General features: G+C 65.8%; 10 protein-coding genes. 2 read left to right on the top strand and 8 right to left on the bottom strand.

Going from position 1 to position 12,063, the window contains the following annotated elements:
- Nucleotides 1-19 precede the first annotated feature (19 nt).
- The 8 genes from pgi to AC0IPL_RS14795 form a co-directional block, all read right to left on the bottom strand.
- On the bottom strand, nucleotides 20-1,633 hold the full coding sequence (gene pgi, locus AC0IPL_RS14830) for a glucose-6-phosphate isomerase (RefSeq protein WP_474272718.1): 1,614 nt from the start codon (nucleotides 1,631-1,633) through the stop codon (nucleotides 20-22).
- Nucleotides 1,630-2,283, bottom strand: coding sequence for a bifunctional 4-hydroxy-2-oxoglutarate aldolase/2-dehydro-3-deoxy-phosphogluconate aldolase (eda, locus tag AC0IPL_RS14825; protein ID WP_474272717.1), 654 nt, complete (start codon nucleotides 2,281-2,283; stop codon nucleotides 1,630-1,632). Before eda ends, pgi begins: the two co-directional genes overlap by 4 nt.
- Before the next feature lie 3 nt (nucleotides 2,284-2,286).
- Entirely contained in the window at nucleotides 2,287-4,098 is a 1,812-nt protein-coding gene (gene edd, locus AC0IPL_RS14820) for a phosphogluconate dehydratase (protein ID WP_474272716.1), read from the bottom strand.
- A 38-nt stretch (nucleotides 4,099-4,136) separates the two neighbouring features.
- Entirely contained in the window at nucleotides 4,137-5,597 is a 1,461-nt protein-coding gene (zwf, locus tag AC0IPL_RS14815) for a glucose-6-phosphate dehydrogenase (RefSeq protein WP_474272715.1), read from the bottom strand.
- A gap of 265 nt (nucleotides 5,598-5,862) precedes the next feature.
- Nucleotides 5,863-6,996, bottom strand: a complete 1,134-nt coding sequence (nagA, locus tag AC0IPL_RS14810) for an N-acetylglucosamine-6-phosphate deacetylase (protein ID WP_474272714.1) — start codon at nucleotides 6,994-6,996, stop codon at nucleotides 5,863-5,865.
- The gene (locus tag AC0IPL_RS14805; RefSeq protein ID WP_474272713.1) at nucleotides 6,993-8,021 is read right to left on the bottom strand and encodes an SIS domain-containing protein; all 1,029 of its coding nucleotides are present in this window, start codon (nucleotides 8,019-8,021) and stop codon (nucleotides 6,993-6,995) included. Before AC0IPL_RS14805 ends, nagA begins: the two co-directional genes overlap by 4 nt.
- A 29-nt stretch (nucleotides 8,022-8,050) precedes the next feature.
- Nucleotides 8,051-8,806, bottom strand: a complete 756-nt coding sequence (locus AC0IPL_RS14800) for a GntR family transcriptional regulator (RefSeq protein WP_474272712.1) — start codon at nucleotides 8,804-8,806, stop codon at nucleotides 8,051-8,053.
- Nucleotides 8,803-9,681 carry a glucosamine kinase nucleotide-binding domain-containing protein gene (locus tag AC0IPL_RS14795; protein WP_474272711.1) on the bottom strand — a complete coding sequence of 293 codons (879 nt, stop codon included), beginning with the start codon at nucleotides 9,679-9,681 and terminating at the stop codon, nucleotides 8,803-8,805. The genes AC0IPL_RS14800 and AC0IPL_RS14795 overlap by 4 nt, the downstream gene beginning before the upstream one ends.
- Before the next feature lie 166 nt (nucleotides 9,682-9,847).
- On the opposite strand from AC0IPL_RS14795, the gene AC0IPL_RS14790 reads away from it, so the two are divergent.
- Both AC0IPL_RS14790 and AC0IPL_RS14785 read left to right on the top strand, forming a co-directional pair.
- A complete protein-coding gene (locus AC0IPL_RS14790; RefSeq protein WP_474272710.1) occupies nucleotides 9,848-10,747 on the top strand; it encodes an N-acetylmuramic acid 6-phosphate etherase in 900 nt (299 codons plus the stop codon).
- Nucleotides 10,748-10,776: 29 nt separating this feature from the next.
- Nucleotides 10,777-12,033 (top strand): ABC transporter substrate-binding protein, encoded by a 1,257-nt coding sequence (locus tag AC0IPL_RS14785; protein ID WP_474272709.1) that lies wholly within the window; start codon nucleotides 10,777-10,779, stop codon nucleotides 12,031-12,033.
- The last annotated feature ends 30 nt before the right edge of the window (nucleotides 12,034-12,063 follow it).

The raw sequence follows: 12,063 nt of genomic DNA, 5'->3' as shown, positions 1-12,063 counted from the left end.
GGCGCATCAGCCGCGCAGCCTAGCCCGACAGTTTGTCCAGCAGTCCGCGGGTGGAGCCGTCCTTGCCCTCGGCCGACGCCCCCTGCACCATCGGCAGCAGCGAATTTGCCAGTTCTTTGCCCAGCTCGACGCCCCATTGGTCAAACGCGTTGATGCCCCAAATCGCGCCTTCGACAAACACCCGGTGCTCATAAAGTGCGATGATCTGGCCCAGCACAAACGGCGTCAGCTTGCGGTACGCCAGCGTGACAGAAGGCCGGTTGCCCGGAAAGCTGCGGTGACGGGCCAGGGTTTCGCTGTCGATGCCGCCTGCGGGCGTCGCGTTGGCGGCAAGCGCGCGGGCCTCGTCCAGCGACCGGCCGCACATCAGCGCTTCGGACTGGGCGAGGCAATTGGCCTTCAACAGGTCGTGGTGGTGCTGAAGGTCCGGTTCATGCGCTTCGGCAGCGATCAGGAACTCGGCGGGCACGATCTGGGTGCCCTGGTGCAGCAGCTGATAAAACGCGTGCTGACCATTTGTACCAGGCTCCCCCCAGACAATCGGACAGGTCGCACGGTCGACGGTTTCGCCATTGATCCTGGTGCGCTTGCCGTTGCTTTCCATCTCCAACTGCTGAAGATAGGCGGGCAGCCGTTCCAACCGCTGGTCATAAGGCAGCACCGCCCGCGAGGCATAGCCGCAGATATTGTTGTGCCAGATCCCGACCAGCGCCATCATCAGCGGCAGGTTCTGCTCTGCCTCAGCGGTGCAGAAATGCCGGTCCATCGCCGCGCCGCCCGCGAGGAAGTCGCGGAAATCTGCGGCCCCGATGGCCAGCATGATCGGCAGCCCAACTGGCCCCCACAGCGAATAACGCCCGCCGACCCAATCGGCAAACCCGAATACGCGGTCTGCCGTGATGCCCAGCTCCGCCGCCTTGTCCGGCGCCGAGGAGACGGCCGCCAGGTGGCCGGACGCCTGCTGGCCCACCGCGCCTTCCAGCCAGCGGATGGCGGTGGCGGCATTGGTCATCGTCTCCACCGTGGTAAAGGTCTTGGAGGCGATGATGATGAGCGTTGTTTCCGGGTTCAGCCGATCCAGCGTGTCGCGCACATGGGCGCCATCGACGTTGGAGACAAAATGGCAGCGAGGCCCGTCGTGATAGGGTGCCAGCGCGCGCACCGCCATCAGCGGGCCGAGGTCGGAGCCGCCAATGCCGATGTTGATCACATCGGTGAATTTACGCCCCGCCGGGGTCGCGATGGCGCCCGTGCGCACGCCTTCGGAAAACTCTTCCAGCCGTTGCAGCATCTCCGCGATGTCGGGGCGCACATCCGCGCCGTCGACCGGCAGCGGATCGCCGCCCTGCGCGCGCAAGGCGCTGTGCAGCACGGCGCGGCCTTCGGTGATGTTGGCAATGCCACCGGCAAACATCTGGTCGCGCTTGGCAGCGACATCCGTCGCCGCGGCCAGGTCCAGCAACGCGGCACGGGTGGCCGCGTCGATGTTGGTCTTGGAGTAGTCCAGCAGCAGCCCGTCTGCCTCGGCTGAAAAGCCGTCAAAACGCCCGGCGTCGGCATCGAACAGCGACAGGATCAGACGCCCCGAGGCGGCGGTATGCAGCTGTTCCAGCGTGGTCCAGGCGCCGGTCATGAGTCGCGGCCCAGCTGGCTGGCCTCAGCCGCCAATTGCTTGATGGCGTCCCAGTCACCGGCCTGCACCAGATCCTTGGGCGCGACCCAGCTGCCACCGGCGCAGACCACGTTGGGCAGGCTCAGGTAGCTGTCGGCATTGGCCGGGCTGACACCGCCGGTGGGGCAGAAGGAAATCTGTGGCAGCGGTGCGCCGATCGCCTTGAGCGCGGGCGCTCCACCCGACGCCTCCGCCGGGAAGAACTTGAGCATGCCATAGCCGCGCGCCAGCAGGCGCATCGCCTCGCTGGCGGTGGCAGCGCCGGGCAGGATCGGCAGGCCGATCTCCTCGCAGGCGTCCAGCAGCGCATCGGTGGCACCGGGAGAGACGCCGAACTGCGCGCCCGCCGCCTTGGCGGCCTCGGCATCGGCGGGGGTGACCAGCGTGCCAGCCCCGACCACGCCGCCGGGCACCTGCGCCATCTCGCGGATCACGTCCAGCGCCGCCGCCGTGCGCAGGGTCACCTCCAGTGCGGGCAGACCGCCCGCGACCAGCGCCTCTGCCAGCGGACGGGCGTGGGCGGCATCATCAACCACCAGCACCGGCATGATCGGCGCCATGGCACAAATTTCGCAGGTCCGCAGGCTGGCTTCTTTCGCGGTCATGACCATTTCTTATACTCCAAATACGCTTGCGCCTTGGTCGGCCGATGCGACCGAGCGGCGGAAAAGAGAGAACAGCTCCCGTCCGGTGCCGTGCTGATAAGACGACAGATCGGCAGTGACAGCCTCGCGCTCCAGCACGGTCGGGTCGAGGATCTCGAGGCTGCCGGTCTTGGCATCCACCCGCAGCATGTCACCATCGCGGATTTTTGCAATCGGTCCGCCATCCAGCGCCTCCGGCACCACGTGGATCGCCGAAGGCACCTTGCCCGACGCCCCGGACATGCGCCCGTCGGTGACCAGGGCCACCTTCTGGCCGCGCCCCTGCATGATGCCGAGGAAGGGTGTCAGGCTGTGCAGTTCCGGCATACCGTTGGCCTTTGGCCCCTGGAAACGCAGCACCAGGATCACGTCGCCCGTTGCCAGCTCGCCTGCCTTGAAGGCGGCCTTGGCCTCCTCCTGATCGTGGAACACCCGCGCGGGCGCTTCGACCACGTGATGTTCAGGAGCCACCGCCGAGACCTTCATCACCGCGGTGCCGAGGTTGCCGGTCAGCCGCTTCAGCCCGCCGGTTTTCTGGAACGGATCCGAGGCCGGGCGCAGTACCTTGTCGTTGAGGCTCTCCTTGGGGCCAGCGCGGAAGGTCAGCCCCTCGTCGCCCAGGAAGGGTTCCTGCACGTAATGTTCCAGCCCCTCGCCCGCGACGGTGCGGGTATCGGGATGCAGGTAGCCGGATTTCAACAGCTCACCGATCATGTACCCCAACCCGCCTGCGGCGTGGAAATGATTCACATCTGCCAGCCCGTTGGGATAGACTCGCGCCAGCAGCGGCACCACGTCCGACAGCTCTGCAAAATCCTGCCAGTCGAGGATGATGCCCCCGGCCCGCGCCATGGCGATCAGGTGGATCAGCAGGTTGGTGGAGCCACCCGTGGCCATCAGCCCGACAATCCCGTTGGCATAGGCCTTTTCGTCCAGCACATCGCAGACCGGGGTGTAGTTGTTGCCCAGCGCACTGAGCGACAGCGCGCGTTTTGCGCCCTCCACTGTCAGCGCCTCGCGCAGGGGGGTGCCGGGATTGACAAAGGAGGCGCCGGGCAGGTGCAGGCCCATGAACTCCATCAGCATCTGGTTGGTGTTGGCGGTGCCGTAAAATGTGCAGGTGCCGGGGCCATGGTAGGCGGCCATCTCGGCCTTCAGCAATTCGGCGCGGCTGACTTCGCCGGCGGCGAATTTCTGGCGGATCTTGGCCTTGTCGTCATTGGCGAGCCCGCTGGTCATCGGCCCCGCCGGCAGGAACACGGCCGGCACATGGCCAAAAGCCTGCGCGCCGATCACCAAGCCCGGTACGATCTTGTCGCAGACCCCGAGGTAGACCGACGCGTCAAACACATTATGGCTGAGCGCAACACCGGTGGCCATGGCGATGGTGTCGCGGGAAAACAGGCTCAGCTCCATGCCGGCCTCGCCCTGGGTGACGCCATCGCACATCGCAGGCACGCCGCCAGCCACCTGTGCGGTGCCACCCGCCGCGCGGATCGCGTCACGGATCAGGGTGGGATAGGTTTCAAACGGCTGATGCGCCGACAGCATGTCGTTATAGGCGGTGACAATGCCCAGATGGCCGGTGGTGGCCTCCGCCAAGGTAGACTGGTCCGGGCCAGCGGCGGCATAGGCGTGCGCCTGCCCCGAGCAGGACAGATGCGCCCGCGCCGGGCCTTTGCGCCCCTGCGCGCGCATCCGCTCCAAATAGGTGCTGCGGGTCTCTTCGCTGCGCCGGATGATACGTTCCGTGACCGCGGCCAAGGTGGAGTTCAAGCTCATGTCAGATGCCTTTCCGGTGTCTGTCCTGCTGCGGGTGTTCAGTTGCCGATGCTACGCCAGCGGCGGCCGTCGCGGTGGATCAGCAACAGCGAGTCATCGGGACCGGCGCTGCCGCTGTCATAGGGTTGCGGCGCCTCGCCGCGGTCTTCCCAACCGCCGATTATGGGATCTGCCCAGGCCCATGCGGCCTCGACCTCGTCGCCGCGCATGAACAGAGTCTGGTTGCCGCGGATCACATCCATGATGAGACGTTCATAGGCGTCCTGCGGGCGACCGGATTCCGGCAGTTCCTCGGCGAAGGTCATGTCCAGGTTGGCCCCTGTCAGCCGCATGCCGCCCGGGCCAGGATCCTTGATGGTGGTGCGCAGGGTGATGCCCTCGTCCGGTTGCAGGCGGATCACCAACACGTTGCCATCCACCGGGCCGGAGCCTTCGAAGATGTTGTGGGGCGGGTCGCGAAAGAACACCGCGATCTCGCTGACGCGCTCGCGCAGGCGCTTGCCGGTGCGCAGGTAAAAGGGCGTGCCCGCCCAGCGCCAGTTGGCGACCTCGGCCTTCAGCGCGATATAGCTTTCGGTGCGGCTGGCCGGGTTGCCTGCGTGGTCGCGGTAGCCGTCGCCTGCGCCGCCATCGCTGCGGCCGCGGTATTGGCCGCGGGCGATGCTGGTCTGTGGTACGGGGCGCAGCGCCTCGATCACCTTGACCTTTTCGTCCCGTACCGCGTTGGGGGTGAACCGTGCGGGCGGCTCCATCGCGGTGAGGCACAAGAGCTGCATCAGGTGGTTCTGCACCATGTCCCGCATGGCGCCGGATTTATCGTAATATTCGCCCCGACCTTCGACGCCGATACTTTCGGCGACGGTGATCTGCACGTGGTCGATATGCGAGGAGTTCCACAGCGGCTCAAACAGCGAGTTGGCAAAGCGCAGCGCCATCAGGTTCTGCACGGTTTCCTTGCCCAGATAGTGGTCGATCCGATAGATCTGCTGTTCCTGAAAATGCGCCCGCAGCGCCGCATTCAGCTGCTGCGCCGAGGCCAGATCATGGCCAAAGGGTTTCTCCAATACGATGCGGCTGTCCGGCGTTGCGATGCCCGTCTCGCTGAGGCGGCGGGCGATGTCGGGGAACAGAGACGGCCCCACCGACAGGTAAAAGGCCCGCACCGCATCCTCGCGCAGCTTTTCGTGGATCTGATCCCAGCCACCGGTGCCGCGCGCGTCGACGGCAACATAGTCCAGAAGCTGGGTGAACGCGTCAATCTCCGCGGTGGAGGTTTCCACGTCCTGGCCGAAATCCCGGATGGCCTCCGCAGTCTGGCTGCGAAACTCTTCGCCGCTCAGATCGCTGCGGGAGGTGCCAATAATGCGGCAATCATCGCCGAACTGGCCGATCTGAAACCGGTGGAACAGCGCAGGCAGTATCTTGCGGCGCGCCAGATCACCGGTGGCGCCAAACAGCACCAGGTCAAAAGGCGCAACGGGAATGACACGCGAAACCATTGATTCAACCTCTGTCAGCCCTGGCGGGTGCCCCGGTTGGCGGATGCCTGCAACCCGGCGCGTCGTCCCGGCTGATTGTGACATGCCTCCGCCGGGAAACCAATGCAAGCGGGCAGGTGTTTACGTTACCGATAACGGTATCGATAACGCTCTCTCAAGTCAAGCCGTCGACACCGCCGTGCTGCGCGGGCATCTTGCCGCAGGGCCGCGCAATTGCAACCACCTGCAGTCGTGCGGTGCGCAAACTCCGGCCACAGGTCCGCAGTCAGCCCAGCACCCGGACCGAGGAAAGATCGCCAGGAATCCGGATGAGGTCCGCGGACCGGCCCGGCAGCAGCCGCCCGACACCGGCCAGCCCCATGACATCGGCAGGCACGCTGGTTGCGGCGGCCAAAGCCTGCTCCAGCGGCACGCCCGCTTCGGCCGTCAGCACCCGCAGGGCCGTGGTCAAGTCCAGATCCGCGCCCGCCAGCGTGCCATCCGCCAGGGTCAGCCGCCCGTCGCGGCGCGAGATCCTGCGCCCGGTGAGTTCAAACTCGGTCTGGTCGGTGCCAGCGGGCGACATCGAGTCGCTGACCAGGAATATCCGCCCCGGACCACGTTTGGCCGCCCAGGCGGCACGGATCACCTGCGGGTGCACATGGATGCCATCCGCGATCAATCCGGCGTTCAACCCCGGTGTCGCCAGGGCCGCGCCGACCAGGCCCGGCTCGCGGTTGCCCAGCTGGCTCATGGCGTTGAACAGATGGGTGACGCAGCTTGCCCCTGCCTTGGCGTAGGCCACACAGGTATCAAAACCGGCATCGCTATGCCCCAGTGACACCACAACTCCGGCGGCCACCAGCCCCCGCACCTGCGCCGCGGAAACGCTTTCGGGGGCCAAGGTCATCTTCAGCGCGGGCAAGGCCTGTGCGGCGGACACCAGCATGTCAACGTCAGCATCCTCCATCGGCCGCACCAAAGCGGCCTCATGCGCGCCCTTGCGGGCGACCGACAGATGCGGTCCCTCCAGATGCAGCCCGACGATGCCCGGCACCCCCGCCGCGATCGCCGCCTTGGTGGCGGCAATGGCAGCGCGGGTCTTGTCCACCGTGTCGGTGATCAGCGTCGGCAGGATCGTGGTCGCCCCAAGCGAACGATGTGCCGCTGCCATGCGCGCCAGCGCCTCCACCGTGGGCTCAGCGTTGAACAGCACACCGCCGCCGCCATTGACCTGCAAATCCACATAGCCCGGCGCCAGGATATCGCCGCCGAGATCGACGACCTCACTCTCCCCCACACCGACCTCCGGCCCGAGCGCGGCGATGCGGCCTGCCGCAACCCGCAGCGCGGCGTCCTCGTGGAACCGGACGCCATCAAAGATCCGCCCGCCGCGATAGAGGATAGCCTGTGCGCTCATACCGTTTCCGTCACTTTCTTGAGGTGGCGCGGCGCATCCGGGTTGATGCCACGCTGCGCCGCCACCTGTTCCACCATGGCGTAGAACGATACGACCGCCGCAATCGGATCCGCCAGCCAATGTCCGGTGCGCACATGCGGCAGCACCTGCGCCTGCTGGACCTTGTCACTCACCGCAAAAACCTGCGCGCCCTTGGCAGCCAGCGCATCGGCGACCTCCGCCAACAGCGGCTCAGCCGCGTCAGCCGCCGCAAAAGCAATGACCGGGAAGCCGCCCTCAACAATGCTGACCGGGCCGTGCAGCACCTCGGCGGAGGAGTAGCTTTCGGCGTGGATCTGGCAGGTTTCCTTGAACTTCAGCGCCGCCTCGTTTGAGATCGCCAGGCTCGGCCCGCGCCCGAGCGTGAACAACGAACTGCCGGTGATGGAAGCTGCCGCCGCGCTCCAGTCGCAGCGGGTGGCGGCATCCAGCTGCTCCGGCAACTTATGCAGGGCCACCAGCAAGTCCTTGTCGCCCTTCAGCTCGGCAATCAGCCACAGCCCGGCAATCAGGGAGGTGACGAAAGTCTTGGTTGCGGCAACGCTGCGTTCCGGTCCGGCGTGCAGCTGCAAGGTGGCTTCGGCCGCGCCCGCCAGCCGCGATTTGGGATCATTGGTGATGGCCACGGTGCTGGCGCCGGCGGCGCGCGCGCTTTCGGTCAGCCGCACGATGTCCGGGCTCCGCCCCGATTGCGAAATCGACAGGCACAACGCTCCCGCCACGTGCAGATCCGCGCCGTAAACCGAGGCCACCGACGGGCCGACCGAGGCCATCGGCAGCCCCAGCACCAGCTCGCTGGCGTATTTGAGGTAGGTGCAGGCATGGTCGGAGGAGCCGCGCGCGACCGACATCATGAACCGCATCCCGCCCGCGCGCGCCACGTCGGCTGCGGCTGCAATCGCCGCGCCGCCACCAGTCAAAAGCCGCTCTGCGGCAACGGGGATTTCTTCGATCTCCTGACGCATCAGGGTGGTCGTCGAGGTCATTTTGGCAGCCTTTTCATCAGATTTTCGGATCAGGGGGTGAGCCTCAGCTCCGCCACGAAGTCATAGGCATCGCCGCGGTATAGCGAACGTGTGAATTCGGCCACGCGGCCACTGTCGAGAAAGGAGATCCGCTGGATGCGCAGACCGGCATCCCCTTCGGCCACGCCCAGCAGATCCGCATCCTCCGCGCCGAGATTGACGGCAGAGATCTTCTGAATGGCGCGCACCGGGCGCAGGCCACCTTGCTCCAGCAGCTCATAGAGCGAATCGCGTACCGCCAGCGGGTTGGCCAAGATGTCCAGCGGCAGCGCCGCGCGCTCCACCGCCATCGGGCGTCCGCCGGCCTCCCGCAGGCGGCAAATCCGCGCGACCTGGGCCTCCGGCTCCAGCCCAAGCGTGACAACCTCCTCTGCGGAAGGCAGAAACACGCCGCGCTCCAGCCACTTGGAGCTGACCTCCATGCCGCGCTGCCGCATATCTTCGCTGAAGGATGTAAGATGCGACAGCGACTGTTCGACCCGCGGCGCCGATTCCCGCACAAAGGAACCGGAGCCCTGCCGCTGCACGATGGCACCGCGCTTGACCAGTTCCTGGATGGCCTTGCGCACGGTGACCCGCGACAAGCCGGTGATCTCGGCCATTTCGCGTTCAGGCGGCAGCGAGGAGTTCGGCGGCAGGATGCCGGTTTCGATCCCCTCCTCCAGCCGTTGACGCAGCCGCACATAGCGCGGGCCGCCAGCCTCATTGAGCCAGGTATCGGGCGCCAGAAAAGCGGCGGCGCTCATGTCTCCTGCTCCGCGGCAAAGGCCTGCGCAAGAGAGATCGCACCGTCCAGCGGCACCCCTTGGGGCTGGATCAGCGCGGCGCGCGCCGCGTCCGGCAGATAGGGTGCATACTGCGGCCCGATGCCCCCGGTCAGGCACAGGGGCAGATCCGGGGTCCAGCCCATTCGCGTCAGCACCTCCAGCAACTGCGCGACGGCATCCCGCAACAATGCAGTGGCCACTGCATCGCCCGCCTCTGCCGCGGCGGTGACCTTGCGGGCGATCTGACCGATTTCATGAGGACGCGCCTGCCCGGCAAAAGCGACGATTCCGGCCGGACCGTCAAATTCGCGCAGCAGCTCCGTGGTCAGGTCGGTCCCCTTTGCCACCCCATCCACAACAGACAGCGCAGCCGCCAGCGCCTTGCGCCCGACCCACTGCGCCGAGGCCTCATCGCCCAGCACCGCCCCCCAGCCGCCGGCAAAGCGTTGCACCGCCTCATGTTGCAGCGCCAGAAAGGAGCCCGTGCCGCAATGCGCGATGGCCCCGTCCGCGCCCGCATGCGCACCAACCAGCGCCGAGCGGCGGTCATCCTCCACCCGCAGCACCTTCAGGGGCAATGCCGCCGCAACCCGCGCTGCCATCTGCTCACCGGTCACCCCCGCCAACCCCAGATAGGCAGGCACGTCGCACAGCGCCTGCAAGGGCTGTCTCGCCTCGCGCGCCAACGCCTCCAGCCCGGAAGCGATTCGCGCCGTTGCCCCGTCAAAATCACTGGCGACATTGGCAGGCCCGACGCCCACGACATGGCGCTGCCCGCCCGCGCAATAGGCAATGCGGCAAGTGGTACCGCCACCATCCACGGCCAGAATTGGAGTGATTTCACAAGTCAACATGCAATACCTTTATAATACCTTTAACGCCAATGGAAGGCCGAAATAACCCAGAACGACCTCAGTTACCGCCAACATCGCGAGATTCCAGCAAAAATGACGCAGAAAAATTAACCGTGGACAAATGGTATTGTATAGGTATTTTATTCAGCAACAAGGAGGATCTCCCGTGCTGCCACAGACCACCGAACAGCTGCACCCGCAGGCAGAAGACCTGGACACCCGGCCGCTGCCTGCCATTGCCGCTGCCCTGGCCGAGTGCCAGCAACAGGCGGCAGGCACCCCGCAGGCCACACTGGTTGAGATCAGCGGCGGTGCCCGGGCGATGGCCCGCAGCCTCGGCGGCAGTGGCGACCTTTATTATGTGGCGGCCGGCTCCTCTGGCCTAATGGCCGCAGCGGATGCGATGGAGCTGGGCGGCACCTTTGGCATTGACGAAGCGCGGGTGCACATCCTGATGGCGGGCGGGCTGCCGCAAAGCGCCCATATGCCCGGTGCCACCGAGGACGACACCGCCGACCTGACCGGTCAGCTGGCCAATCTGAACAACGCCGACACCGTCATTGCCGTCTCGGCCAGCGGCACCACCCCCTACACGCTGGAAGCGGCACGAATTGCCCGCAGCGTCGGCGCGGCGGTGGTCGGCATTGCCAACAACCCCGGCAGCCCGCTGCTGGAGCTGAGCGACCACTCCATCCTGCTGCGCACGGCACCGGAGCTGGTCTCCGGCTCGACCCGGATGGGAGCGGGCACCGCGCAGAAAATCGCGCTGAACATGCTGTCGACCCTGATGGCGGTTGAACTGGGTCATGTACATGACGGCATGATGGTCAATTTCCGCGCCGAGAACGCCAAGCTGCGCAGCCGCGCCGAGGCGGTCGTGACGCAGATCACCTGCGCCGGGCAGTCGCAGGCCCGCGCCGCACTGGAGGCGGCGGGCGGCGCTGTCAAACCGGCCATCCTGATGTGCGCGGGCGCCGCCACACTGGCGCAGGCCACCAAAATGTTGTCGGCAAGCAGCGGCAGACTGCGCCCGGCACTGGAGCAGCTGACGAAACCAACCACCTGAACCAACGAAAAAACAACTGGGAGAAAACAATGAACCGCAAGTTCCTGATTGCCATGCTGGCCACCTCCGCGCTCTGCGCCCCGGCGGCTTTTGCCGAGGATGCAACGCTGACCATCGAAAGCTGGCGCAACGACGACCTGGCGCTGTGGCAGGACAAGATCATCCCCGCCTTTGAAGCCAAGCACCCCGGCATCAAGGTGAAGTTTACCCCCTCCGCCCCGGCGGAATACAATGCTGTGCTGAACTCCAAGCTGGACGCAGGCTCGGCTGGAGACCTGATCACCTGCCGCCCCTTCGACGCTTCGCTGGCGCTGTACGAGGCGGGTCATCTGACCAACCTCAGCGATATGGAGGCGATGGACAACTTTCCCGATGTGGCCAAATCCGCCTGGCAGACCGATGACGGTTCGGCCTCCTTTTGCATGCCAATGGCCAGCGTGATCCACGGCTTCATCTACAACAAGGAGATCTTCAACGAGCTGGGCATCGAAGAGCCGCAGACAGAGGAAGAGTTCTTTGCTGCGCTGGAGACAATCAAGCAGGATGGCAATTATATCCCGATGGCGATGGGCACCAACGACCAGTGGGAAGCCGCCACCATGGGCTATAACAACATTGGTCCGAACTACTGGAAAGGCGAGGAAGGCCGCTTGGCACTGATCGCGGGCGAGCAGAAGCTGACCGACGAACAATGGACCGCTCCCTTTGCGACACTAGCGAAATGGGCCGACTATCTGGGCGACGGCTATGAGGCGCAGACCTATCCTGACAGCCAGAACCTGTTCACCCTAGGCCGCGCTGCCATCTATCCGGCGGGCAGCTGGGAGATCTCCGGCTTCAACGCGCAGGCCGATTTTGAGATGGGCGTGTTCAACCCGCCGGTCCAGAATGCAGGCGACACCTGCTATATCTCGGATCACACCGACATCGGCATCGGCATGAACGCCGCCACCGACACCCCTGAGGCGGCGCGGACCTTCCTGACCTGGGTCGCCAGCCCAGAGTTCGCGGAAATCTTTGCCAACGCCCTGCCCGGCTTCTTCCCGCTGTCCAGCGCGCCGGTTGAATTGCAGGATCCGCTGGCACAGGAATTCCTGAGCTGGCGCGACACGTGCGAAAGCACCATCCGCTCGACCTATCAGATCCTGTCGCGCGGCACGCCGAACCTGGAAAACGACACCTGGGGCGCATCCGTCGCCGCCATCAAGGGCACCGAAACGCCTGAGGCTCTGGGCCAGAAGCTGCAAGACGGCCTGGCCAGCTGGTACGAGCCCCAGCAAAAGTAACCTGACCGCGGGGCGCAGTCCGATGCGCCC

This window comes from Leisingera sp. SA32 (assembly GCF_056033425.1).
The sequence above is the reverse complement of the archived record's forward strand: the minus strand, read 5'-3'. Positions and strand labels throughout refer to the sequence as shown.

Excerpts from the sequence above, each read along its gene's own strand:
- eda (WP_474272717.1), bottom strand. The coding sequence starts at position 2,283 with ATGGTCATGACCGCGAAAGAAGCCAGCCTGCGGACCTGCGAAATTTGT.
- edd (WP_474272716.1), bottom strand. The coding sequence starts at position 4,098 with ATGAGCTTGAACTCCACCTTGGCCGCGGTCACGGAACGTATCATCCGG.
- AC0IPL_RS14805 (WP_474272713.1), bottom strand. The coding sequence starts at position 8,021 with ATGACCTCGACGACCACCCTGATGCGTCAGGAGATCGAAGAAATCCCC.
- zwf (WP_474272715.1), bottom strand. The coding sequence starts at position 5,597 with ATGGTTTCGCGTGTCATTCCCGTTGCGCCTTTTGACCTGGTGCTGTTT.
- AC0IPL_RS14795 (WP_474272711.1), bottom strand. The coding sequence starts at position 9,681 with ATGTTGACTTGTGAAATCACTCCAATTCTGGCCGTGGATGGTGGCGGT.
- AC0IPL_RS14785 (WP_474272709.1), top strand. The coding sequence starts at position 10,777 with ATGAACCGCAAGTTCCTGATTGCCATGCTGGCCACCTCCGCGCTCTGC.
- pgi (WP_474272718.1), bottom strand. The coding sequence starts at position 1,633 with ATGACCGGCGCCTGGACCACGCTGGAACAGCTGCATACCGCCGCCTCG.
- nagA (WP_474272714.1), bottom strand. The coding sequence starts at position 6,996 with ATGAGCGCACAGGCTATCCTCTATCGCGGCGGGCGGATCTTTGATGGC.
- AC0IPL_RS14800 (WP_474272712.1), bottom strand. The coding sequence starts at position 8,806 with ATGAGCGCCGCCGCTTTTCTGGCGCCCGATACCTGGCTCAATGAGGCT.